This is a genomic window from Ligilactobacillus equi DSM 15833 = JCM 10991 (genome assembly GCF_001435735.1).
GTDB lineage: Bacteria > Bacillota > Bacilli > Lactobacillales > Lactobacillaceae > Ligilactobacillus > Ligilactobacillus equi.
The window spans coordinates 20487-46352 of sequence record NZ_AZFH01000155.1 but is presented as its reverse complement, the minus strand read 5'-3'; the positions used below and the strand labels follow the sequence as shown (position 1 = coordinate 46352).

The following is a 25866-nucleotide window of genomic DNA, read 5'->3' as shown; positions in this document are numbered from 1 at the left end:
TTGAAAGACCGTGCTTGGACTTGTCCTAAATGTAAAGTTTTCCATATTCGTGACCACAATGCTGCCAAAAACATTTTGGATAAGGGCCACACTGAGTTAGCTAAAACATTAACTGAAAATAGTCCCATCTATAAATAGATGAGATAGGGCGTTGACAGCTCACGTCCTAAGCCTAGTTAATTGGTAGGTAAGACCTTATTATTTCCGAGAATGGTTTGGTTTCTTACTAAAGCATTTAAGAAATGGTAGGGCATACTTTACCTAGGTAAGTTGTAGCTAGTACTTCACGAAGTGATGAACTTCCGAAGGAAGTCTACAAGCCACCGAATTTATTCGGTGCGTAGTTTGACAAAAGAGAATTGAATTAGGCATTGCCAAACCTCGTCATAAGTGGACTGAAGAAGAAAATGAGTTAATTAGAATTACGCCTGTTAGTCAAACTAAAGAATTGGCGAAAAGACTTGGCGTAACTCCTAATGCTTTAAGTAAACGGAGAAAAAAACTAGGATTAGCTAAAATTGGACAATGGCAGAAATTGATTTCATCAAGAAAAATGCCAAGAAGATGAGTAATCAGGAATTACTTTATTACTTGCCTAATCAAACCGTAAAAACTAAGCATACTCTAAGCTCCTTGCGCACATTAAAGCATAAGCTAGGAATAACTGGTGGTAAGAAAACAAACAAAGGCAGAGCTTACAACGATTTCGAGCTAAGAATCATTAAATCACCTAAGTATACTAACAAACAAGCATCCCTCCATATTGGCAGGACACCAAATGCAATCGGGAAAAAGCGTGCGAAACTTAGAGAAGAAGGGATTATTAAGTGGTGAGGAGAAAAAATGAAAAAATATCATGGCGATAATCGACCACCTAGGTCTTAAAAAATAAGTTATTTAGATACAATTTTAGAAAAATGGTAAGTAAAGAGAAAGGAAGATGATTAGATGTACATTTTCGCAAGTGATCCACATGCTACGGGCCAGCCTTGGATTGATTTAGTAGAGAAAGCTAGAACCAAATACCCGTTAGCTAAGGTGGTCTTTGGTGGTGATTACATTGATGGTCGTGCTTTTGCTAAGGAAACATTAGATTATGTATTTTCTGTACCTGATGCAGTTGTCTTGCGAGGCAACCATGAACAAATGTTAATTGACTCTGTAAAAAGAGGTGAAAAGGGGCTTTGGTTAGCTAATGGCGGTGAAACGACTTTAATTTCATTGTTTGGTGAAGATATGTCTTTCAAACTTACTGCGAATAAGTTTAGGGATTCTTATGAAGCATCAAAATCAGGACTTCCATCCCCTACATTTGGTGATATCATGTATGAATTTTGGACAAAGTCAGAGGAAAAACTTACCTCTAGTGGCTATATAGAAAAACTAAGCACCTTACCGTTAAAATATGAAACTAACAACATCATCTTTATTCACGCAGGAGTTCGGTTAGACGGTCAAGAAACAGATCAAGAGTTTGCTTTGTGGTCTCGGGAAGATTACTGGTATATTGACCGCCAAGAACATGATTATGTTTTTGCTCACAATACTACTGGTAAAACAATTGTTACAGGTCATACGCCAACTTGTATGTTATCAGGCGTCTATGAGCAGCCATTCCCAAAGGCAAATCCAGAAGGGGTTATTCTAGGTGACACTAATACTTACCAATGTCCTGTAAAAATCGTTAAGTATGATGGTGAACCTGCTCGAATTTTTACTGACGGCGGATGCCACGCTCGATTAGACGGGCATCATGGTAATGTAGTCGTCTTAGATGACAATGGGGCATTAATTGATATTTTCTCGTGAAAGTTAATGATTTTTGGATAGATTGTTCGTCAGAATGTTGGCAAATCGATGTTATTTTAGTGTATTCCCTACGTATGTAGGGGTGATCCCGGAAAGAGATGGCGGAGGAGGAAAAATTATGAGTATTCCCTACGTATGTAGGGGTGTTCCTCGACTGGCGCTGTCAGCTGGTCAAGACGTCAGTATTCCCTACGTATGTAGGGGTGGTTCTAAAAAGTTTGTCAATAAACAAAAAGCATTTCAGTATTTCCTATGTATGTAGGGGTGGCTCTGGTTGCCAAGGAGGAAAGTGATGCAAACCGATGTATTCCCTACGTATGTAGGGGTGATCCTTGGTCCACGTACGTTTGTTGTCTGTAACCTCTTGTATTCCCTACGTATGTAGGGGTGATCCTTGTTGTGCCTGCCAGCTAGAAACTGCGTTCAGGTATTCCCTACGTATGTAGGGGTGGATCTATTGACTTCGTTATAATTCTATTTTTCCTATAGTATTCCCTACGTATGTAGGGGTGATCCCATGCTACAAGCTTTATGAGTAACCAACAAGGCGGTATTCCCTACGTATGTAGGGGTGTTCCTTGATAAGACAACAAAAGTGACTGGCAAAGGACGTATTCCCTACGTATGTAGGGGTGGACCTGTCTTCTGCGAGATGAACATGGTCTTTGTGTGGTATTCCTTATGTATGTAGGGGTGGATCTAGACCTAAACGATTAATCGCTTGGGTATTGCGTATTCCCTATGTGCATAGGGGTGGTTCTGGTGAAGAACAGCATAAAGCAATTAAAAAGGTGTTCCCTATATGTGTAGGTGTGGGCCTGTCAGCTCAAAACTCTAGCAATCATAAAAAAAGTATTCCCTATACGTATAGGGGCGCCCTATTGGGTCAAAAACACGACTGCTTATGTCGAGTAATTGCTATGATGTAGCGCATCAATCAGAAAGGATTTTTTTAAAATGGTAAATACTGAATATTACACACGAAATAATCAAACAACAATGACGGATAAAGACTGGAAAAAATTAATAAATTTAGTAACTGGGATGGAACAAGATTTATCAAGAGTAGGTGTGTCTGTACCTAGTTCTTCTAAGGTTCATAATATCAAGAAATCTAATAAGACACGTGATTTTCTCTTAAAAAAGCAATTAATTAGTATTGATTGGAATGGCGGCTATGTTATCTCACATAAGGCAACACCAGCACAAAAAACATTAATTCTTAGGGCAATTAATAATATGTTTGCCCTGCAATAATCTACAATACCTATTGACTATGCTTATACGCTTAGTTTGCAACAAATACTAACGAGAAGGAGGAGGCTTTAGATGACAGATAAAGTTATGGGAAAAATTGCTAAGATTACTTTTTCAAAGGGCGATTTCCGTATTTATAAGCTTAGATATCGTTCTCAAATCTATGATTCTTTAAATGATAAGTGGAAACAAGAAGACTGGATTAGCGTAATGGGAGATTTTCCTGAATTAGATGAATATGTTAATACTTCTAAAGAACTGATTTTCGATGGTTATCTTGAATACTCTGAACAATATAACAATTATACCCTTAAAAAAGCCACATATTCGTCTGTGGACGGTGATACACCTGCTGATGTAAGTAAGCTAATGAAACAAACTCAAGTGGCTCAAATGGCTCAAAAAGCGCCAAATAATGGGAATGATAACCCCAAAAGAAAGTATGACAAATATACGCTTGATAGATTAGTAAACTTTTTTTCCAGTGATACTTTTGAAGGTATCGGTGAAAAGGCGGCTAAAACATTAGTGTCTGAACTTGGTGGAGATGCTTTACAGAAAATCACTAAGGATTTAACGGTGATTGATAAGACGAGCCTAAACAAGAAACAAAAGGCTAGTTTGAAGGATGCCTTTGAAGAAGATGTTTTACCTAACAGTGCGCTTGCAACGCTCTCGAGTTGGGGGATGACCTCTAACATGATTACTAAAATTAAAGAGTTTTATCGGTACGATAAATTGAAAAGTAGCAAAAAGAAAGTTGCGAGTTTTACTTATAAGAATGTCTACAAGTTTACAGAAGTTCCGGGAATCTCTTTTCTTAAAATAGATAAAGTAGCTCAAGCTGCGGGATATGCTTTTGATGATCGTCGGCGTATCGCTGAATGCCTAGTTTATTCTGTTACTCAAAGTCTTCAACGTACTGGTGATACCTATGTCCAAACACGTGATTTGCTAGAAAGTGTACCGAAGGACTTACGTTCTAATTGGCAATCTGAAATACCAGAACGCTATTTAGCACATAATACTAATAACGTGGCAACAAAAGACGGGGAAGATAGCTTAGATGCTAAAATTAAGGAAGTTATGCAGTATCTAAAACGTGAGAAGAAACTTGCCTTTATCAATGACAATTCATCGAACGATAAAATTACCACTTACCAAATGTTCAAAAACGAGAACTACATTGTTAAGGCAATTTTTGCCCTGTTAGAACAAGAAGATGACTCACTAACAGAATCTGTTGATGATTTCTTAGAAGAACTTAAGTTTGCGATATATGCTGAACAAAATGACATTGATATAGACTCGCTAACTCAAGAGGAATCAGTAAATCAAAATGAAATAGATAAAGATGCAAAAGATGATACAGAGGCAGATAAAGTTGATGAAGAAACAAAGTCTGTCACTAGAATGGATGTTTACGCAAGGGCTAACGAAGCTATTTCAGATGAACAAGCCTTTAATAAGTTAATTGATATTGTCGAAGATGACTTAAATTTACAATATGCTGAAGAACAAAGACAAGCAATTGTAGGGGCTTTGACACATAGATTCTTTATTATTACTGGTGGTCCGGGGACTGGGAAAACATCTGTCCTAAATGGAATTATGAAAGCTTATTCGTACATCTTCCCTGAAGTCGATGATTCAAATGACTATGTAGATGAAATCAATGATATGCGAAAACAATGGGACGATTACTTGAAGAGTTTAGAAGATGATGATCCAGACCCAGACAATGTAGAAGGCATTGTACCGCCTCCTGTAACTCTGGTTGCTCCAACAGGTAGAGCAGCACAAAGGATGAAAGAATCCACACAGTTAGAAGCCGCTACAATCCACAGAAGATTGAAGTTAAGAGTAGGCTCAAAGTCGCCAGATATTTCTTTTTCAGGTCGCCTAGTAGTTATTGATGAAACTTCAATGGTTGATACATCATTAATGAGTGTAGTCTTATCTGCATTAAAAGATGATATGCGTATCTTATTAATTGGGGATAGCGATCAATTACCTTCTGTGGGCCCAGGGCAAGTGCTATCGGATATATTACGTTCAGACATTGTTCCTTATGTACGCTTAACTAAGATTTTCCGACAAGGTGAAGGCTCTCGGATTGTTAACTTAGCCAAGAGTGTCAATTCTGGTTCATTGCCAAGTGATTTTAGTCAAGTGTCTGAAACAATGAGATACATCCCCGTAGATGATAGTAGTTCGATATATGATAGCAGTGTTAATCCTGTAGTCGAAAGTGATAGCTTTAATACAGACGATAGCAATCTCTTCAATGATAATGTCGATGATGAAATGGTCGCTAATGTTATGATTAATTATGAAGAAGTGCCTGCAGATCAAACAATGTTCTCTAATGCTAATGATTATTTTGGCCCAGACGAGAGAAGCGGCTATGATTTAATTCCTAATGATTTTCTGCCTATAATGCCTAATAACGCTGTGGAACAAATGCAGCCAATGAATGTGAATGTTGAGCCAGTTAATGCCGATGAATTTGCTATGAATTCTATTGTACAAGTTGTTAATGAGATGCGTGCACAAGGCTATACCGAAGACGACATTCAGATCTTATCACCAATGCACAAGTATAAAAACGGTACTGATAATCTTAATGAAGTTATGCGGAAAATCTTTAACCCTAAATCTAGTGATGATAAAGTAGTTGAATTTGCGAAAGATAAGACTTTCCATGTTGGTGATAAAGTCATGAATAGAGTTAATTATCCTGATTTAGGTATCTACAACGGTGATATAGGAAAAATTACATCAATTTTACCAGATGAGACAGTTCTTGTTGAATTCAAATACGGTAATGGTGAAATAATTGAAAAAGATTATCCATATTCTGATTTAGCCGCATTAACGCTTGCTTATGCAACAACGATTCATAAATCACAGGGTTCAGAATATCCAATTGTTATCATCCCGATGATTCATCAATTCCAATTTATGTTTGCTCGTAATTTGCTATATACTGCTATTACAAGAGCTAAGCAAAAAATCATATTAGTTGGCCAATATTCTGCTTTTCAGCAATGTTCTAAAAGACTAGGGACAAATCGTAAAACGATGCTTGTTGATAAGATTAGAGCTATGGCAAAAGGTCCAGATTATTTCAACGAGGGCTTTGGGTTAGATTTATGGTCGGCTTATGGCTATCAAGAGTGAAAGAGAAGTTAGGATACCACTACTGGAGGGAAAATAAAAAATGCAAAATACCAAAGATTTTATTAATAATGTTGTTACAACCGATATTAAGCCTAACCAAAAACATTGGATAGTAGATAAACAACGCTTTAATTTCGTGGTTGACAACATGTCAGAAGAAGAGTGGCAAGCAGAACACTTAACAGTGTATACTCTTCAAAAAGTAAAGAAAGAAATTGATTTACATGGCTATGATTTGAAACTTAGTGTAGAAGAAATGGCAAATTCGCTTGTGGTAGATATTTGTTTTAGACCAAAAGAAGAGGAATTAACTTTGCCACAATTAGTTGGTAAGCTTAAGGTTTGGGCGGAAGAACGTGGCTTATTGACAGCTAATCCTGAAGTTCAATTTACCAAGATTTATGAAGAACTTGGTGAAACAGCTACCGCTATGAATAAGAATTGGCACGATGAATTAATTGATTCAATTGGTGATCTACAAGTTACAATTATTATCTTTGCACACCAAATGAATATTGATTTACTACGTGAAATTGATAATGCTAAATTGGTAAAAGACAAGCCTTCCAATAGTAAGCACGAAGCATTTACTAAAATTGGCATTGAATTAGGAAAAGTAGCTGAATATGCATTTGACGGACTATATAAGCCAGTCGAATATCATTTAGCCAAAGCCTTTTTAAAAGTTCAACATTTCTCGTTGCGGTGCAACTTGGACGCTACTGACTGCTTAAATAAAGCTTATAATACGATTGCTAATCGTGGTGGCAAGACAATCAATGGTACATTCGTCAAAGAAGAAGACTTGAGATAGTAGGTTAGGTGGTAATTTTGGAAGAATCTGGTAAGAAAAATTTACAAAGTAGAGCGCTAATTATTTGGTTTACAGCATTAGAACTTGCTATCGGTGCACTTGCTGTATATCTTTTGCACAGAGATGTTTTCTCAGCCGATGGATGGTTAAGTATAATTGGCGGTTTATTCTATTTAGCTTTTTCGCTCGGTTGTTATCATGGCAAACTTGAAGAAAAACACGAAAATATTAAGATATCTCTCGAAATAATCCTTTTTTGCGTTGTCGTTTTGGGAATTGTGTTGATAATGGCATTATTCCATATGGGCATATTGCATTCTCAATTCTTAACAGGTGACACAGTAGTTGGCGTCCCATGGTAGAAAAGTAGAAAAACAATCAGTGCAATTAGTGATTGCAGTACAAGCATATAGGAGAAATTTAATGGATTTAATAAGGATGAATTTTATTCTGAGAAAGAAAGTAACAAAATTGAGATGTTAGCTTCTTTGGCTAGTGGCTTTGAAAAAGGTGAGGTGTTTAGTAGTGCAGAAACACTACTAAACGCATTACAACTGGTATTTATCAATGCAGAGGTAGAACCAAGAGATGTAATGGACGTCCTGATTAGATTTTTCAAAGTCTACCAAAATAGTTATCAGAATTATTCTTTGAATTCTGATGGTGAATCAGAAGAATATTAGTAGAGAAAATAACAGAGAAAGTTGGTGGTAGTGATGAACAAAAATACCTTGTATTCATTTTTTTCAGTATTAATTTGGTTGAGTGTTTTAGCAATATGTGGGCTCTTAATCCTAGTACCAAAGTTATTGCTGCTATTGATTCCTGAAAGTATTTTCTATGCTTTTGCCATCCATGGCGCAATTAGTGAAGAAGAACTCCTTGGGGACAATTATGTGCATGAGAAAGCTAATTATCGCTAAAGTATGCGCAGTAGAGTAATGCTATGGATCAAAAACAAGTTGAGGTGATTTGCGTGGTTGAGTGGAAAAAAATCAAACTAAAAGAAATATCTAAGGATGGACGTTATATTTGGGATGGTGAGGTACCACAGGATAAGGAAGAAGTTCTTGTTACTAATGGCGATATTGTTGACACCGATGTCTGGATTGACGATAACGACTATTCAGGACTAGAATATTACAGTGATTGGAATCAAGCCAATTGGGATCAGTTACCTCTATCACCAAAATCAGATACTAGTTCAGATGCTAGTGGGTGGATTAACTTCCAAACACGTCCAACGACGCAAGAAGAAAAAGGCTCTGGTTTAGATTATCCATCTATATACGTTTGCAATCTTCCTGATGTTGGGGATGATATTTTGATAAGCGACGGTTACGTAGTCAAAAAAGACCTTTGGGCAGATTTTGAAGATGGAACTGTTGGCTTATACTATGCAAATGTAGATTATCAAGAATTATGGTGGATGCCAATGCCAAAAGCGCCAAAGAAAGAAGGATGAAACATGCAATGGATTAAGGTCGAAGCTCAACCTAAAGAACAGGTAAGCTCACATAATACAGTATTTGATTATCTCAGTGAGATGCCCGAAGATGACCAAGAAATTTTGATGTCTGATGGTCACGAAATTTGGATAGAATGTTATAGTTTTTATGATGATGAAACGTCATTTGACGATTATCTTAGCGAAGGCAAAAAAATTTGGTGGATGCCTTTGCCAGAATTACCGATAAAATGGGTGTAGAACTAAAAGTGGTGAGGATGTACGATTAATGAAGTATGGATATGTAATAAGTGGTGATGCAACGCTAGTAGAACAACAGAAAAGTGTAATGAGAAGTTATGGCATCAATGGGGATGCTTTAATTTTTGGAGCAGTGGGCCAAGTTTTAGATAAGCTTGAACCTAATGATGTCATTTATTTCTCGTCTCTCACAGATATTTCTAGCAAGATTCGTGAGATTAATGAGATTGTAGAGCAACTGTGGGAAAAAGAAATTGACATTCAGATAATTTCTCCAGAGATTAGGCTATCAAGGATTTCTGAAGCCGGTAGTCTCCTGAAAGAATTAATGATAATTTCTCGTTCAGAAACAAGAGAGCGACTTACGGCTGCTCGCCAGAACAAGAAATTAACTGATCCCAACTTCCATACAGGTCCATCCCCAAAAAGAGACGTGGGCCAAGTTGTTCAGTATCGCAAAAGTCATACCACTATCGATACTGCTCGGCATTTTGAAATATCCATTTCAACTGTCAAGCGGTACTTACGTAATGCAAAAAACAACTAATAAACATTTATTGAATTGAGCGTAACTTTCTCTTTTTTTAATAAGGGTTACGCTTATTTTTTTGCTCTGAAAATGCATTAAATTGGGATTCTAAGCTATTTATTTCGTATATTAAACGATAATTAATTTAATATTTTAGTGATTGTTATTGATAAAATACTTTGTTTTTTAAACGAATGTGTTATACTAGAAATGGATAAGCATTACTAACTTTCTAGAAAGAAAACGAATGCTATTGTTTAGTAAAATCGCAAAAGAGAAAGTAGAGGACATTTTTATGAACGAATTAGAATCTATTGGATCAGAACGTGTCCAAGTGATTAATCACAAGATGGATAAATTGATTGAAAAAGACCTTAGAAAAACTATTTTAGAAGTTTATTTGGCTTTCGAAATTTCGGAAGTCTACAGCGAATCAGCTTACCAGCTAATTATTTATGGTAAGCGTAATGCTAATAACGAGAACACGTATAGATTTTTAATTGACAACTTAAATATTATGGATCTGTACACTTACGATTATTCAGAAAGAGATTTAGACGCCTTAAAAGACGATTTAGCCCAAACAGGTAAACGTAATGGTGTCTTACTTGATGTACGACGTATCGCTCAATTGTTAGACTTGAGTCAATCGAATATTAGTCGTGCTGTTAAAATGCTAACTAAGACAACTTGTAGCATGTGCGAAGTTGCAGATTTAAACTTAGTGTCAAAAGACGGACTTATTAATACTGTTACAAATACACCATATTTCTACCGTAAGATTACTAATAAGGTGATGCGAGCTTTAGCACATAATGGTAGAACTATTCTTACTCAAGAAGAATTAGCGGAAAGAACTGGTTTGGATTTAGAAAAAATCAAGCATCCCGAGTTATTTTGTCGTAATAAAGATGAATACTTTGATGCGTTGGCTAAAATTCAACAGGCAGTTGTTCCATACGATTTAGACTGGTTTGGAAAAAGAGGAACTCAAAGAAAGGGGTAGTTGACGGATGACCGATTCGCTCTATTCAACTGAAAAAGAAACTGAAATGTTTAAAAAACAAGTTAAAGAATTGAAAGAAATGAGTCCATTAGTTAATAATGCCTTTATTGCTAAAAAAATTGGTGTATCATTAGGCACTATAACTCGTATTATGAATGACGTGCTATTAATTGCTCCAAAATATAGAGAACGGTGGGAATTTGCTTATCCCATTGTTTACCGTGAGGTTTCTGAAGTAAAAGACTTATCTTTGGAAAAAGTCAAAGCTGTATTATTAGAAAAGTTTGAAGAAGATAAAGATGGTTTTTCTAGAACAGTTGGAAGGCAAAAGCGTAGTATTAAGCAATATATCAAAAAATTTGCAACACATAAAGCTTTGCTTGTGTGGTATTATCGTGTCTTCAATCTACCCGATACAGATACTTATACTTTATATCAACGCGAAAAAGAAAACCAAGGAAAAAATGTACTAAAAGATCTTTCTGAAATTGGTTTTAACAAACGTACAATTAAGTTGTGTGCAGGCAAGGTTCCAACAAAGCAGGAACAAAACGCTGTTGATCTGTATGAGTGTTATCAACTTGCTCAAAAGTGCTTGAATAAGTTTGGTTCATTAAAGGAAGTGTGTCAAAACGTTAAAATTACACCTGCTAAAGTAAGTCACGTTAAAGATAAGTATGATTACGACAATGACGAGATGTTATTAGCGTTACTCTTGTTCGACAAATGGCGTTATGCTTATAAAGCAAAAGCATCAAACTTAGCAAGCTAAATATTGCTAACACATCAGGAAACGAGGTGCACTTAGATGAGTTATTCTACTAAAACCACTTATGTACAAGGCAATTTTTCAGTTGTCCCTAAACAAGAAAAAGAGATGGCACTTTTTAACTTATATTATAAAGATACATTAATTGGTATCTTTGACAACGATGGTTATGTTCAAAAACTCAATACGACAGACTTTGATTTTTCAGCTGAGCAGACAGGAAAAATCTTAGAATTTGCAACAGAAGCCATTGACGACTATAATTCCAATTCGGAGCTAACGTATGACGGTTTTAAACGTTTAGCGGAAGAGTTAGGCTTTGAGTGTTATGGTGATGAGCGTATCTGTAGTTTAGCTAATGTTAATGGAAAAATATGCATTATTAGCAAAATTACACCTTATGCATTTAGTACTATGCGCTTAGGATTTGAGTTGCTAACAAATGAGCAAAAAGAAAAAGTTATGGATTTAGCCCGAAAACTGGCACAAACTCCTTTAGAAAGAAGGTATGTTTTTGGAAAAGCTCAAGAAAATTAAAGAGTTACTAAATGAAAAGCAGTTAATCGGATTGTTTTTGACTGGTTCAACGCTTTACAACGCAAAGTTAGATGATAACCAAGAAACTGACTACATTGCAGTAGTTGCAGATGTACCGCAAGACTTCTTAACTGGGAAATTCGTTTCTGAACAGTTGATTGAAGGGGATGTAGACATTAAGATTTACTCTTTCAGGCAATTCGTACAATTAGTTCTCAAAGGTAATCCTAATATTTTAGAGTTGTTTGTTGATAAATCGTGCTTGTTGTATGCAACAGATCAGTTCAAAGGCTTTTATGATGAACTAATTGAGTTCGTCTTTGAAATGGCAAGAGGAAAGTTGTTAAAAGCTCTTTTAGGTATGACTTTTAGCAATTTAAAACGAATTAAAAATAGCCAAGATAAAACTGGTAAAGCTGTATTTAGTGTGTTGAAAAATATTCAGTACATTAATCAAATTACAACTAACGGGAAAATCATTAGCGTTGATTTCTCAAATATCAAAAATGTTAAGCAAAAAGAAAAATGGACTGTTAAAGAAATTGATGACTTAGAAAAGCAGATTGAACAAGCTAAGCAGTCATGTAATTCAGCTATGGAAAAATTAGAATATAACTCTGATTTGGTAGATAAGTTCAATATCATGAGCTTTAAGTTTCTGCAAACAGAAGTAGTACCTACTTTTTATGTGCAAATGAGAAGGCAATGTTGCAGCATTTTTATCTAAAGAAGACGCTTTAAAGTCTAGCGAAGAAACTAAGAAATTACTTAAAAGTAAGGACGATATTTCTGAATATCAAGTCAACGTTTACGAGTTTGATTCGTGATGTTCTGATGTATTGGTGAGATGATGATTATCGGGATGCTTCCGGTGTTACCTACTATGTGCAGGCGTGACTTGTCTGTGTAGGTGTTGCTCTAGTGAAAACAACAGTGATACTTTTTCCTTTCTGTTTCCCTATGTATGTAGGGGGGTCTTTGCAAAGTATTTAATACTTTTGGAGATGATGTGAAAGAAAAGATTAAAGACTTGCCAAAATTAACAATCGTTAAAATCAGATCATACAATTACTGCTCAAAAGTTGCAAAAAATGGAACTTTAGCACAACTAACCAAATTGCAAAATGCTGCTAAATATTAGGCAGATTTTGCACTACAATAAATACCCCCTTAACCTAATAATGGTGTACACATTACAGGTAAGGGGGTATTTTTTCGCAATTTTACGGCTTAGTTTTATTATACACGTTTCTCATATTTTAGTCAAAGACAGATGGCAGAGTATTCCTCGTTTATTTTTCACCTAAAACAATAAGTATATCGCTTATATCACTTGCTTTTTTATCAATAAATTCGACAGAAACAATCGTATAAAAAACGACAACTTTCCTTGGATTTTTCTGCTAATTTTTCTTGAAAAATATACAAAAAGGAGTTATCATAATTACATAATTAATAAACGACGTAAACATCGTAAAAAATACGAAAATGAGGTGATGCATAGTGGACAAAACCTTTCAAAAGAAGTCTTTTAATCTAGTTACTGATAACTGGATAAATGTGTTAAATGGGGATTTCGAAATCGAAACAATTAGCTTAAAAGATTTTTTTACACACGCTAAGGATTATATTTCACTAGCAGGAGAATCAGAAGCACAAAATCTTTCAGTTTTACGTTTTCTGTTAGCTATCATGCACAAGACTTATTCTATCGAAAATGAAGTAAGCCCTACTGATAACAAAGAACAAATTGAAAAAGCGGCTCTTAATAAATGGAAACAAATTTACAAGAACTATCGTGCTGATGAAGTGGTAGCTTATTTAGAAGAAAACCAAGCTAGTTTTGACTTGTTTGGAGATAAGCCTTTCTACCAAGTAACTAGAACTCAATACAATGAGTTAGTTCCAGATAACAAGCAAATCAATGCTAAGAAATTAAAAGATCTTAATAACAGAGCAAATGATAGTGTGGCTGTAACTGGGACAATTACGGTTAAGCAATTTAAACGTACTATTTCTGAAAGTAGTAATACTCCTAATTTATTTGCTTTAGAAAGTGAACGCTACAAGAATAAAATTACATTTGATGAATTAGCTCGCTGGTTAATTAGTTTCCAAGGTTATACAGCCACGTCTGACAAAACAGCCATTAAGAACAAAGAAAAATTTAGTAAGTCTCCGGGTTGGCTGTTTAAAATTAATCCTGTTTTTGCAGTAGGGGATGATATGTTTGACACACTCATGCTTAATTTAAAACTTGATAGCCCTAATAAGCAAAAACCCGTTTGGGAATATGATAACCCACTAGCTTATATTGATAAGCTTAGAACGCTAGATAAGCCTAATAATATCACTGAATTATATACAAATTTATCTCGTGCGGTATGTATTGAATGGGATGATTTTGGACGTCCTGCAATCTTCTCAGCAGGGTTACCACAATTTGATTCAGCTGATTATTACAACGTAGAGCCTATGACAAGCTGGCGTGTTCTTAAAAAAGATATTGTCTTACCAAATACCAAAAAGCCTGATGAATTTACCACAGCCTTATGGCGAAGTATTGGAGAATTCATTCCATTACCACACGTTGAAATTCAAGACGGCACCAAAGACAATTCTAAAAAGAGAAAGTCTCCTAAAACTAAAAAACCATTACGAGAAACACCTAACGTTGGACTCATGGAGTGGTTAACTTTACTTCGAAATAACAGCATTACAGAGTCAATCTTGACAAATAAAACATTGACTTTGAAGAATGTATTGCTACTTAAAAGCCAACAAGCAGACGGCTTGCCAGTAGATGATTTCAATGATTCTTTTGATTTCAATGCAGACCTACTTGTCCCAACTGATTCTGACTCTAGTGATTTAGCACATGGTGATGTGAAGTTCTTAATTGCTGATGCTTTAGAACGAATCCGTTTAGTTCACAATGCTTTAGCGCTAGCAGCTAAAGATATTGCTGAACTACGCTATGGGGAAAAAGGGCAAAACAACTCGAAGTTTGTTAATGAGCAAGTTAAGAGTCTTTATAACAAGTTAGATGATAGCTTTAATGAATGGTTTAGTTCCATTGACCCAACAGGTGATTTAGTAGAAAAATCTGACGAGTTAAATGAAGTCCTACGTAAAATTACATACAACTTTAAGTCTAAGTTGTATGTAAGTGCTTCTAGCAAAGAAATCAATGGTACTACGGTTGAAACTAAAGCTGGAAAGACCGTCAACAAAAACATTTATACTGTTCTTAATTCATTTGATTTTAAAATTAGAAATATTTTGAGGTGATTATTATGCAGCCACGTAGTGTAAGAATTTACAGTATCGAACCAAATGGAAATCGGAAACTACTTGCTACTGTTTTTCAAGCTATATATTATTCTGAAGGCTTTTCTTCTTCGTGGGAGCCAACTGACGCACTTTTAGATGAGATTAGTTCTCTGAGGAGTGATTTTGCTTATCGGGATTGCGTGCTTGAGGTAACGTCTGGTGATGGAGCCTTTGATGCTAGATACTAGGACTTATGTTATTTCAAGTAACTTATTAATGCGAGAAATACAGAAAATACGAGATGCGAGAGATATAAGAAACACGAGAGGTGGGACGCTTCAATGCCAACAAAAGAAGTCAAGTACGCTACTTTAAGAGCGGTAGGTAGAATTTATCGTAATGGTGCAATGAATAAAGCTGTTTTAGCTGATTTTAGGAATGCAACATCTATCGATAAATTACGCTCACAGGACTCCTTAGAGGCTATTTTAAGTAGTTTAGAGGAAGAGGACCTAAGTGTAACTGGCAATCCTTCAAAGGGCGAAAAAGCCGCTTTTGGAGCCTTACACTTATACGCTATTGCACAGCAAAGACAAATTGCTTCTGCTTTAACCTTAACCAAAAAAGAACATGATACATCATTATTTGCTGTCTTAGGTAAATTACGGTATGTATCTGATGAATTACGCATTAGTTTAGACCGAGTTTTAAAGCCCGTTCTAACAAGACCTAATTATGAGATGGCTGTACGTGAATTATCACATGCGCTTAAAATTGCCAAGCAACATGTTCAAAATATGAATATTGATTTTGCTCAACTGGCAGGCGATTTGTACTATATGCAATACAGCTTACAAAGTGCTAGGAAAGTACAACTACTATGGGCCCAAAAATACTATCGTCCATACAATGTAGTTACTAGTGAAGAAAACAAGGAAAACGCAAAATAAGAAAGGAATTTCCAAATGACACTATATTTAGATTTATCTGTAATCCAAACTGTTCCATCTGCAAACATCAATCGGGATGAAGTAGGCGCTCCTAAGAAAGCATATTACGGTGGCGTTTTACGTTCACGTGTATCTTCTCAAGCATGGAAACACGCTATTAGAGAAGATTTTGCTAAAGCTAATGTTGATACCGCATATCGTACTAAGTTAGTTCCTAAAAAGTTAGCCAAGCTATTACAAGCTAAAAATGGTGATTTATCTGATGAAGAAGCTATGGAATTATCTGTTGCTACTTTAACAAAGGCTAAGATTTCAGTTACTAAAGACAATGAATTAAGTGCCTTAATGTTTATTAGCAAGGGCCAACTTGAAAAGCTTGCTGATTACGTTTTGGAAAACAAGGAATTAAATGAAGATCAGTTAAAAGTGATTTTACAATCTAACAATTCTGCTGATTTAGCCTTATTTGGTCGTATGGTAGCAAGTGATCCTACGCTTTCTGTTGATGCATCTGTGCAAGTGGCCCACACGATTTCAACTCATGAAATTGTACCTGAATTTGACTACTACACCGCTTTAGATGACTTAAAGACAAGTGCAGGGGCGGCAATGGTAGGGACTACTGAATATAACTCTGCAACGCTTTTCCGCTATGCAAATATCAATTTAGATGAATTATTGCACAACTTAGGCGACAAGAACATTACTCTTGATTCAGCAACTCAATTTATCAAGTCATTTATTAGCTCAATGCCTACTGGATACCAAAATGCTTTTGCTAACAAGACTATCCCTGAATATGTAATGCTCACACTACGTAATGATACTCCGGTTAACTTGGTATCTGCTTTTGAAGAACCTGTTCAATCAACTAGTGGTTTTTCTCGTAAATCAGTAGAGCAGCTTGAAAAAGAATACAAGAATACACTTAAATTCTTAGATGAACCAGTAGCAAACTTTGTATTAAGCAAGTATGACTCATCGTTAGAAGAACAAGTAAATAATCTTGCTGACCTGTTAGATAAAGTAAAGGATTCCTTTGTAAAGTTGGTGTAAGTTATGCGGACATTAACAATTAGACTAACTGGTGTTTTTCAATCTTACGGTGGAGAAACAAATTTTTCTAGGAGAGGAACTAAGCCTTATCCTACAAAAAGTTCAATCATTGGAATGATTGCCGCTTCTCTTGGCTACAGACGTGATGACGATGCACAAATCAACGAATTAAATAAATTGAATTATGCTGTTCGAATCGAGCAACTTGGCGATGTAACAACTGATTTCCATATTGTTCATTATGAAGGATACATCACTGGTAATAGGGGCCAGGTTAGCGGTTCTAAAATCACTTATCGAGACTATTTGCAAGATACAGTATTTTTAGTTGCTATTAGCAGTGAAGATGATGAGTTAATTAATACAATTCGTCATTCACTAGCTCATCCCAAATTTCAACTATTTCTCGGTCGACGAGCAAGTGCTCCGGCAGGCGTTTTAAAGACAAGTATTTTTCCAAATATGACACCAATTCAGGTCTTAGAAAATGAGTCTTGGCAAGCAGCAGATTGGTATAAAAAACGTTTGAGAAAGTCTGAAGTAGCCTTAAAAATAGTAGCTGATGTTCAACTACTAAAAGGGCAGAAATACAAAATTTCTAGAGATACAGTTATCTCATTTTCTGAAAAAAAGCGAAAACATGGTTATCGAGGAATTGCAACTAAAACTGTTAAAGTTGCTAATGATAAGTATGTTGCTACTTCAACAAAGCATGATCCGTTATCGTTTTTTGAAACTGAAGTAATCGCGACAAAGTGATGACGAAAAACATTGATTTGACAATGTTTCTTTAGTGCATTCCCTACGTATGTAGGGGTGAACCTCAAGGTCTAAGAAAAGACCGACGCTATAAAACGCATTCCCTACGTATGTAGGGGTGATCCTGACAGTCATACTAAAAGTTATAGAAGGGAGGGGCATTCCCTACGTATGTAGGGGTAATCCTGCTGAGTACATTATTGAACAAGTTGATGAAGGAAATTTCCTACGTATGTAGGGGTAATCCTATCACTCCTGCAGCGGTTCATAATTTCAAGGAGTAGTCCCCACGTATGTAGGGGTGATCCTGCTGTGTTAATACTGGGGGAAACTGCAGATTCAGTTGTTCCCTATGTATGTAGGTGTGGCTCTATCGGCTTTTTGCGTGTTTCTTAAATGATGTTCCCTACTGTTATGGGTGTTTTCCTGTATGTGTCTTCCTGTGTTCAAGGGCGATATTAGCCTTGTATATTTGAAAGTTGTTTCCTACTTTTATTGTAGGAGTTTTATAGAAAGGAAAAATTATGTATTATTTATCACGAGTAGAAATTAACAATAAGAATGCAAAAGAAATTAAAGAATTCAACCACTTAGGTGCTTACCATAATTGGGTAGAGCAAATGTTTCCTGAAAATATTGAAAATGGTGTTCGCCCACGTCATTTATGGCGTATTGATATCTTAAATGGTGTAAAATATCTATTAGTACTAAGTGAAGAAAAACCTGATTTGGATATTTTAGAAAGTCATGGTATAAAAGGAACTGGAATTATTAAGGAATATGATAAGTTGCTAGACACCATTAAAATAGATTCAGTATTAAAGTTTCGCTTAACAGCCAATCCTGTACGCCAATTTAATGGAAAAGCATATCCTCACGTTACCGTAAAACAACAAAGAAAGTGGTTGTTAGATAGAGCTGAAGCTAACGGCTTTACGTTAGATGATAATTACTTTACAATCGTTAGTCGTGATTATGTTCCATTAAAACGGAAAAATAGCAGAGGTTGCAATTTAAGTCGGGTATCTTTTGAAGGTATTTTAAAGGTAACTGATGTTGATAGCTTTAAAGATATATTAGTTAATGGCTTAGGGAGAGAAAAGGCGTTTGGTATGGGACTCATGACTGTTGTCCCATTTTAGCAAAGTAACTAAATTTTATCTAGATGTGTTAGCAAGATGTTGACAAATCAATGTTTTTTTAGAGTGTTCCCTACGTATGTAGGGGTAATCCTGTTAAATTCGACAATTTAGGTACTCAGCCAAGGTGTTCCCTACGTATGTAGGGGTAATCCCGTCCAAGCTTATCTTGAAATGCCTTAGCTGCTGTGTTCCCTACGTATGTAGGGGTAATCCCTCAAGCTGGTCTTCCTCGAGCGCCCTTTTTTCGTGTTCCCTACGTATGTAGGGGTAATCCTAAAAGTGGCCACGGAGGATTAGGCGGTAATAAGTGTTCCCTACGTATGTAGGGGTGAACCTTCTCGTTTTGCTGGTGGGGCGGACATGGGTTCGTGTTCCCTACGTATGTAGGGGTGAACCTTAAAGGTTGGGAAGAAGAACTAAGGACGGGAAGTGTTCCCTACGTATGTGGGGGTGAACCTGCAAATGTCCCTGCTCGTCCAAAAGACGCCCAGTGTTCCCTACGTATGTAGGGGTAATCCTATATATACATTCAAACCTTGATATTAGCAATTGTGTTCCCTACGTATGTAGGGGTAATCCTGGTGCAGCTGACAAGACTAACCAAGTTAAGACGTGTTCCCTATGTATGTAGGGGTGAGCCTGATTAGTAATGGTATCTTGGTTGCTCTTGATAGGTGTTCCCTACGTATATGGGGGGTGAGCCTATATGTTCAAACCTTGATATAGCAAGTAGTGTTCCCCACGTACGTGGAGGTGATTCCGTAGGTGAGGGTAAACCTGTAACACCGGGGTGTACGTTTCTTATTCCCTATGCTTGTAGGTGTGAACCCATAGATACTATGGATACTATATTTTCTTGTTCCCTATTTATGTAGGTGTGAGTCTGTAGAAGTTATTGAGGTTATCCAAAATTAAATAAGTAGTGCATTTCTTATGTACATTCGCATAAGAAACAAGAAACTTTTTTCAATAATGATATTTTGTTCTTTTTTGGCTACAATAAAGATTGAAATTTATTGACATTTTATCATTTTGAATTATAATTAATTTTAAAGAACAAAAACTTATAATTTAAAACCACAAAAAAGAACAGGAAGTGAGTGGAATCAATGGTTGAAACTACGTTAAAGTCAAATATTGGCTTATCCTTGTGCGCATGGCTTGATTATTTGATTAGCAAGGGGATGATTTCTCGCAACAATAGAGATTATTTATCTGATGTGATTTTAGAAATGGTATCAATGATGGGTTTACAAAAAAAGCCTGATATGCCTGAAAAAACACATATTATCAAATATCAGTACACCGATGATGTTGCTAAGTATAATGAGCATCAAAGAGAAGAGTTTTTAGCAAGTCTTAATCAGATTGGTTTCAACAATCAGTGCCAAATAGCAGATAAACTCTTTGACCAAGAAGTCCTGTTAGAAAAAGAAGTAGTGAATCTTAGCGATTATGTTGAGGTAAACAACTTAGGTAGTGATAATCCAATGTATGCACTAATTACAGAGTGGAATCATGTGGTTAGATTGCTAAATAACTATTTAACTAAACTAGCGAAAAATGGGAAATATTCTGAAAACACAGTATCTGAATTTAGTGGGTTCATTGAACAAATGATTGTTCTTTCTGGAATAACACGTTCATACAGGAACGGTTATTTGTTTGAACATAATGTGTATCTAACAGATATGTTTGAATCTTTAGCTCATGACTTAAAGCTAATAGGCTTTGAATATTGGAACTCTGTGAATAGCGATGATGAAGAATACCTGACGATTGCATATCCCGTTGCAAAATAATACATAAGAAGGTTGGTGTAGTGGTATGTCAGACTTGAATACACAATATGAAAAAATAGGGAAAGAATTAGTTACTCAATTAGGATATGATCCAAGAGTACTTGAATTTGCTAATGAAGATAATGGTCTTAGTGATTGGTACTGGGGGAAGGTATCAGAAATATTAGAAAATCGATGGCTTTTGAACTGCGTTAAAGAGTACTATGAGTCTTGTGTTAATTGCTAGAGTAATGAAAGATGGTGATATGGTGAAGCACTATGGTCGTCATAAGGATAATCATTATTACAAGGGAATTAAAAATATTTTCTACCGAAAGCAGCATAGTTCCTGCGAAACTAAAAAGATACAGTATGCGACTAAACTGGATGCACTTATCGATATATCAGCGATACAGTACCAGAAAAAGAAAAACCGATGTCAACAGTAACCCCTCTATTCACTGAAGTAAGGGGCTTGAAATGAAAGTTTTAAGTCTGCTCACTTTGATGAGGATTCTGGAGCAATTCAGAATTTGTTGTCTAGACTAAGCAATCAGCTTCGGCTGATTGGAAAACTACGTTATTTTAGTCATCATACCTTATGAATGATACCCTAGTTTTAAGCTCTATGGAGGATAGTAAACAAGGATAAGGTTAATGTCCTAGTCGGCCCCTCATAACAAGCTAAAATAACATTGTCGAAGGGTAACCACATGTAACTGTTAGTTCTCTGATAGTTGCGTGATAAGGTACATGCTACCTTATAAAAAATGAAAGGAGAAAATCAAAATGCAAAATCGAGTTTTTGTCATTAATAAACATGGTGAAGCTTTAATGCCTTGCAAACCGAGAACTGCTAGAAAATTATTACAAAGTGGCAAGGCTAAGCCTATTAAGAAAGAACCATTCACCATTCAACTATTGTACGGTGCAAGTGGTTATAAGCAACCTATTAACTTAGGTGTTGATAGCGGGCAACGTCACATTGGGCTTGCGGTAACAAGTCAAGATAAAGTTTTATTTCAAAGCGAAGTCGAATTGCGCCAAGACGTTAAGAAACTTCTTGAAAGAAGAAAAACTTATCGTCAAGGTAGACGGAACCGTAAGACACGTTACCGTCCAATGCGTTTTTTAAATCGCATCAAAAGTAGAAAAAATAACTGGTTGCCACCGTCGGTACAAAGTAAAGTTAATCACAACATTAATTGGATTAAACGCATGTTAACGGTGTTACCAAACCCTGAATTACACATCGAAGTTGGTAAATTCGATATGCAAAAAATGAAAGACCCTGCCATTAAAGGTGAAGGTTATCAAAAAGGGGACTTGTACGGCTATCAAACGGTTAAGCAATACGTCTTAGCTCGTGACCAATATAAATGCCAAGTCTGCAAGAAAAAAGGCGGTAAGTATAAAGGAAAAATCGTTAAACTCAAAATTCACCACATTATTTACCGCTCACAGGGTGGTACCAATGCCCCTGCTAACTTAATTACCGTTTGTGCTGATTGCCACACTTATCAAAATCATCAACCAGGTGGCATCTTATATGCCTGGTATCAGAAGAAAAAGAAAGTAACTAAGCCTTTGAAAGGCGCAACCTTTATGAATATTCTCCGTAGGAGATTATGGAATGCCTTTCCTGATGCCAAGTTCCAGTATGGGGCGCAAACCACTTTACAACGGGCAAATTTAGGCTTGGCAAAATCGCACTACAATGATGCCGTTACAATTAGTGGTATTGAACATATTAGTGAAAAGCCAACAAGTATCGTGATGTTTAAACAATTTCGCAAGAAAAAGCGTTTCTTACACGAAGCAACCGCACGCAAAGGATGTAAAGACAAGGAAGGGCACAGAAACAAGAATGTCACCAGTAAACGGAATGCCAAAAACACCAAAGAAGCAAACGGCTTTTGGCTTAATGATTATGTCAGAATCAAGAACAGTAAACTTAAAGGCTACATTAGTGGCTTTACAGGGAGTTCCTGTTATATCAAGGATTGTCTTGGCAATTATCTGACTCTTAATACGTACAAGCAAACAAACTTGTCTAATGTTGAATTTATTAATCATAGAAATAATTGGTGTAATACCAGTATTTCCGAACAAAGATACGTTATGGAATAAAAGAAGAAATAGAAAGGAGTCAGCTTTTCAAGCTGAGAGCTATCCATCCCACAACTAAAGTAACGGGATTTCCGCTCAATTATCATTAAATCATTTTCGGATGTACCACTTAGAGCATATCGGTGCAAATACTGTGGGCAGTGGCACATGACTCATTATCGTGATTATTATGATGAGTAAAAAAGATAAATAACCGTTAACTGGTAACAGCTAACGGTTATTTTTGGTTTGTATTCTGTATGATAAGAAATAAGCTAATTTTGAAAAGAGTTAGGATACTTAATTTCGTCCAGTAGCGGACTAGCTTTGCCAACGTAATAATCAATGTAAAGCTTCTTCTTAGCTCTAGTCATCCCCACGTAGAGAAGTCTGCGTTCGTCTTCAACGAATTTTGAATGAGCCATAATTTCTGCATAGAACATTCTCATAGCAGTTCTAAGTTGTGTATTTTCTTCTACCATTTTGCTAAGCATTCCTTCTGTACTTAAAGATTGAATAATCTTTAATCTATCACTAGGTTGAAGGTCGTCCAACTTGTATACATCTTCAAAGTACATTTCACATGCATTAGGACTAATTCCTAGCAATGCACCTAGTACATAAGCCATTGAATCAAAACTACCATAGTCCATTAAATCTTCCAAATCTGAGTAATTAAACAAGGTATAAAACTCTTCAAAAGTGGTATCGGCAGGAAATGCTTTGGATATTGCCATTAAATCATCAGTTAAATCACTATCAGTAAGCCCGTACAGGTAAACGTTGTCCCATTCAAGTCCCTTTGATCCATGTAGGGTATCAAGCTTAATAGAGGGCTGTTTGGTATCTGTGAGGTTATTACCGTTATTAACTATGGCTGAAAGAAGTCTAAGATTTCTATCTTGAGATTCTTCTAATTCTTCAAATTCGCTAAATTTCTTCGTCAACTTATAGAGATAGTTTTTAATTGTTTCAACTCTTTCTGAAGAGTAGACATGGTATATCTTAGTCATGCGTTGAAAGTATAAATTGGTTATAAGGTCAACTTCTCGCAAATACTTTGATAAGTCCTTTTCTTTCTTGTGTTTCATTTTTTCAAATTTTCTGTGACATCTAATTACTTCTAAATCACTGTCATCAGCAACATCATCATCATTTGTGCCTATTACCCAGTTAACATAATTAGTAATGGTGTTGATTTTCCGATATCGAACAACGCTTTTTAGTTTTTTGGCATATTTTCCAAACCCAATTCTGTTTGCGTAATTTGCTAGTAAGATAAAATCGTCATAATAAAAGGCCTTTATTAATCCCATAAAAACGTCATATACTTTGTCATTTTGCAAAATATTACTAGAACTACCTACATCAAGATAAACGTCCTTATACGCTAAAACATCGGCTATAACGGGCTTATCTTTATTGTATCTAACTAGAATAGCACTTGATTCATTGGGGCTATTCGCTAAGTTTTTGAGCATTTTCTCAAAGAACTCATCCCCATGATTTCCTTCTTTACTTTCAATCTTATAGACTTTTCCACCTTTATTAAATGCTTTAAGGGACTTTTCTAGTCTTAGTGTATTTTTAGTGATTACTGGAATTACACTATCTAAAATATTCCCACCAGTACGATAGTTGGTAGATAAGTTAAAGGTGACAGAATAATTGACAAACGTTGAGAACTTTTGAATAAAGTCAGGGGATGATCCTCTAAAAGAGTAAATGGATTGGTCATCATCCCCAATAACCATTAGCTGCTCAAAAGATTTTTCAGAGAAAATACGATTCATCAATGCCCATTGTAAAGCGTTAATATCTTGGAACTCATCAATAACGATAACGTTCCACCTACGCATCATTACACCTTTTATCTTAGATTGTAATCTCTCGTCATTTAACGCAACATAGAGAAGCTTTTGCATGTCTTCAAAGTCAATCTGTTGGTTACGTTCTTTTAGCGAGCTATATTCTTTGAGAGCATAAATATAATTTTCAACCCATCCTTTGTTAAGATATTGATCAGAAACTAAACTGATAAGTTCTTCAACGGATAATTCTTTCTTCTCAACCATGGCTAAATAGTCCTGAATTGCTGTTGAATTATAATTAGGGTCTAACCCGTTAGAACTGAGCATTCGATTGACTAACTGGCTTTTAACTTCAAATATTTGTTTCAACGATTCAGAATTGGTTAATTCTTTGCTTTTATTGGGTAACTTAAAATAAGTAATGTAGTGTTTGTATTCACTAGGTAATACGCTAACAGTTTTATATTGGGGCATGTAGAACCTTAGCAACTTATAGAAGAAAGCGTGAAAAGTAAAGAAACTAGGACTGCCCCAATCACTAATATTAATACCTAATATTTGAACACGCTTAATATATTCGTTATATCTTTCTCTCATGTCTAATTGAGCTTTCTTCGAGAACGTAATTCCTAACACATCATGTGGTCTGCTATTTCCAATAAGTGCATTATAGATGATTGTTAGCATAAAGATAGTCGTTTTACCTGAACCAGCGCATGCATTAACAAGAGTGGGGTGTGCGATTCCTTCTTTAAGAATATTTTTTTGTTCATTCGATAGTTTAAATTTACCGATTAATTCGATAATCTTAAGAGCTTCATTTTGATCCATATAACTCGTTCCTCGTGTTTATTTAGAGTGTTTTTCTAATGCATTAATGTCTATCTAACGTATGCAGTATGACGTTACACATTCTCGTCAACGTGAGTAGGTAGGACAGTTGAATATATAGGGGATGGTTTGTAGAGAGGCTTCTCCATTTTAACTGCTATATAAAATGTGTTCCTTTCTATCGTACTATCATATTTTTAGAGGCGAGGGGGGAGTGTATCGCATAATGTACTGTATACCGCAAATTGTTACTTTTTAAACAATACCATTTTATAACGTTTCGTTATAAAAATCAATACATTTGCTAGAGTGCTTTAGGAATATAGCTTTATAAAAAAATTTGCGTAAATAAAAACCGCTCCAAACTCCCAATTTCAAGCGGTTAAGTTTACCTATAAACGTGCCGTCGACCGACAGCTAAGAAGGATGGGTATTAGCGTACCTGTCCTTTTTCATTTGCCATTATAAGCTATATAGTACTTGCAAGTCAACACTAATAACTTATAGCAGCGGATGAACTAATAACGTCATAATATGAGGGT

At 35.8% G+C, this 25866-nt stretch carries 24 protein-coding genes and 2 CRISPR repeat arrays; of the genes, 23 read left to right on the top strand and 1 reads right to left on the bottom strand.

The features are described 5' to 3' along the window. The 23 genes from FC36_RS11650 (at position 1) to iscB (ending at position 22703) form a co-directional block, all read left to right on the top strand. Positions 1-138, top strand: a complete 138-nt coding sequence (locus FC36_RS11650) for a zinc ribbon domain-containing protein (protein ID WP_420843337.1) — start codon at positions 1-3, stop codon at positions 136-138. Between the two features lie 387 nt (positions 139-525). Further along, entirely contained in the window at positions 526-834 is a 309-nt protein-coding gene (locus FC36_RS08375; protein WP_056986839.1) for a hypothetical protein, read from the top strand. Between the two features lie 114 nt (positions 835-948). Continuing rightward, positions 949-1809 carry a metallophosphoesterase gene (locus FC36_RS08370; RefSeq protein WP_025021574.1) on the top strand — a complete coding sequence of 287 codons (861 nt, stop codon included), beginning with the start codon at positions 949-951 and terminating at the stop codon, positions 1807-1809. A 61-nt stretch (positions 1810-1870) separates the two neighbouring features. Further along, positions 1871-2565: direct repeats of the CRISPR family, unit length 24 nt; unit sequence GTATTCCCTACGTATGTAGGGGTG. Between the two features lie 201 nt (positions 2566-2766). Then, positions 2767-3066: a hypothetical protein gene (locus FC36_RS08365; RefSeq protein ID WP_025020645.1), complete on the top strand. Its 300-nt coding sequence runs from the start codon at positions 2767-2769 to the stop codon at positions 3064-3066. Positions 3067-3138: 72 nt separating this feature from the next. Next, positions 3139-6249 (top strand): AAA family ATPase, encoded by a 3111-nt coding sequence (locus FC36_RS08360; protein ID WP_025020646.1) that lies wholly within the window; start codon positions 3139-3141, stop codon positions 6247-6249. Between the two features lie 40 nt (positions 6250-6289). Continuing rightward, the gene (locus FC36_RS08355) at positions 6290-7063 is read left to right on the top strand and encodes a MazG-like family protein (protein ID WP_025020647.1); all 774 of its coding nucleotides are present in this window, start codon (positions 6290-6292) and stop codon (positions 7061-7063) included. A 17-nt stretch (positions 7064-7080) separates the two neighbouring features. Then, complete coding sequence (locus FC36_RS08350) at positions 7081-7425, top strand: hypothetical protein (protein WP_025020648.1); 345 nt, start codon at positions 7081-7083, stop codon at positions 7423-7425. A gap of 584 nt (positions 7426-8009) precedes the next feature. Continuing rightward, positions 8010-8528: a hypothetical protein gene (locus FC36_RS08340; RefSeq protein WP_155889567.1), complete on the top strand. Its 519-nt coding sequence runs from the start codon at positions 8010-8012 to the stop codon at positions 8526-8528. 3 nt (positions 8529-8531) lie between these two features. Next, the gene (locus FC36_RS08335; RefSeq protein WP_025020651.1) at positions 8532-8771 is read left to right on the top strand and encodes a phage protein; all 240 of its coding nucleotides are present in this window, start codon (positions 8532-8534) and stop codon (positions 8769-8771) included. Between the two features lie 28 nt (positions 8772-8799). Further along, entirely contained in the window at positions 8800-9318 is a 519-nt protein-coding gene (locus tag FC36_RS08330) for a recombinase family protein (protein WP_056986837.1), read from the top strand. Positions 9319-9595: 277 nt separating this feature from the next. Continuing rightward, positions 9596-10306, top strand: coding sequence for a hypothetical protein (locus tag FC36_RS08325; protein ID WP_025020653.1), 711 nt, complete (start codon positions 9596-9598; stop codon positions 10304-10306). A 7-nt stretch (positions 10307-10313) separates the two neighbouring features. Beyond that, complete coding sequence (locus FC36_RS08320; RefSeq protein WP_025020654.1) at positions 10314-11078, top strand: hypothetical protein; 765 nt, start codon at positions 10314-10316, stop codon at positions 11076-11078. Positions 11079-11114: 36 nt separating this feature from the next. Further along, complete coding sequence (locus FC36_RS08315; protein WP_025020655.1) at positions 11115-11612, top strand: hypothetical protein; 498 nt, start codon at positions 11115-11117, stop codon at positions 11610-11612. Continuing rightward, entirely contained in the window at positions 11590-12339 is a 750-nt protein-coding gene (locus FC36_RS08310) for a DNA polymerase beta superfamily protein (protein ID WP_025020656.1), read from the top strand. Before FC36_RS08315 ends, FC36_RS08310 begins: the two co-directional genes overlap by 23 nt. 776 nt (positions 12340-13115) lie before the next feature. After that, complete coding sequence (locus FC36_RS08305) at positions 13116-14903, top strand: type I-E CRISPR-associated protein Cse1/CasA (protein WP_025020657.1); 1788 nt, start codon at positions 13116-13118, stop codon at positions 14901-14903. 5 nt (positions 14904-14908) lie between these two features. Then, the gene (locus tag FC36_RS08300; RefSeq protein ID WP_023859996.1) at positions 14909-15133 is read left to right on the top strand and encodes a hypothetical protein; all 225 of its coding nucleotides are present in this window, start codon (positions 14909-14911) and stop codon (positions 15131-15133) included. Between the two features lie 93 nt (positions 15134-15226). Beyond that, a complete protein-coding gene (gene casB, locus FC36_RS08295; protein ID WP_025020658.1) occupies positions 15227-15835 on the top strand; it encodes a type I-E CRISPR-associated protein Cse2/CasB in 609 nt (202 codons plus the stop codon). A gap of 15 nt (positions 15836-15850) precedes the next feature. Further along, a complete protein-coding gene (cas7e, locus tag FC36_RS08290) occupies positions 15851-16891 on the top strand; it encodes a type I-E CRISPR-associated protein Cas7/Cse4/CasC (RefSeq protein WP_025020659.1) in 1041 nt (346 codons plus the stop codon). A gap of 3 nt (positions 16892-16894) precedes the next feature. After that, entirely contained in the window at positions 16895-17650 is a 756-nt protein-coding gene (cas5e, locus tag FC36_RS08285; protein WP_023859993.1) for a type I-E CRISPR-associated protein Cas5/CasD, read from the top strand. A gap of 524 nt (positions 17651-18174) precedes the next feature. After that, the gene (cas6e, locus tag FC36_RS08280; RefSeq protein ID WP_025020660.1) at positions 18175-18792 is read left to right on the top strand and encodes a type I-E CRISPR-associated protein Cas6/Cse3/CasE; all 618 of its coding nucleotides are present in this window, start codon (positions 18175-18177) and stop codon (positions 18790-18792) included. 62 nt (positions 18793-18854) lie between these two features. Beyond that, positions 18855-19432: a CRISPR direct-repeat array (repeat unit 28 nt; unit sequence GTGTTCCCTACGTATGTAGGGGTAATCC). A 469-nt stretch (positions 19433-19901) separates the two neighbouring features. Next, the gene (locus FC36_RS08275; RefSeq protein ID WP_025020661.1) at positions 19902-20594 is read left to right on the top strand and encodes a hypothetical protein; all 693 of its coding nucleotides are present in this window, start codon (positions 19902-19904) and stop codon (positions 20592-20594) included. A 25-nt stretch (positions 20595-20619) separates the two neighbouring features. Continuing rightward, positions 20620-20820 carry a hypothetical protein gene (locus FC36_RS08270; protein ID WP_025020662.1) on the top strand — a complete coding sequence of 67 codons (201 nt, stop codon included), beginning with the start codon at positions 20620-20622 and terminating at the stop codon, positions 20818-20820. 542 nt (positions 20821-21362) lie between these two features. Beyond that, positions 21363-22703: an RNA-guided endonuclease IscB gene (gene iscB, locus FC36_RS08260; protein WP_025020664.1), complete on the top strand. Its 1341-nt coding sequence runs from the start codon at positions 21363-21365 to the stop codon at positions 22701-22703. Between the two features lie 254 nt (positions 22704-22957). Here iscB and FC36_RS08255 read toward each other — a convergent pair whose 3' ends face one another. Further along, the gene (locus FC36_RS08255; protein ID WP_025020665.1) at positions 22958-25324 is read right to left on the bottom strand and encodes a UvrD-helicase domain-containing protein; all 2367 of its coding nucleotides are present in this window, start codon (positions 25322-25324) and stop codon (positions 22958-22960) included. Positions 25325-25866: the final 542 nt, after the last annotated feature.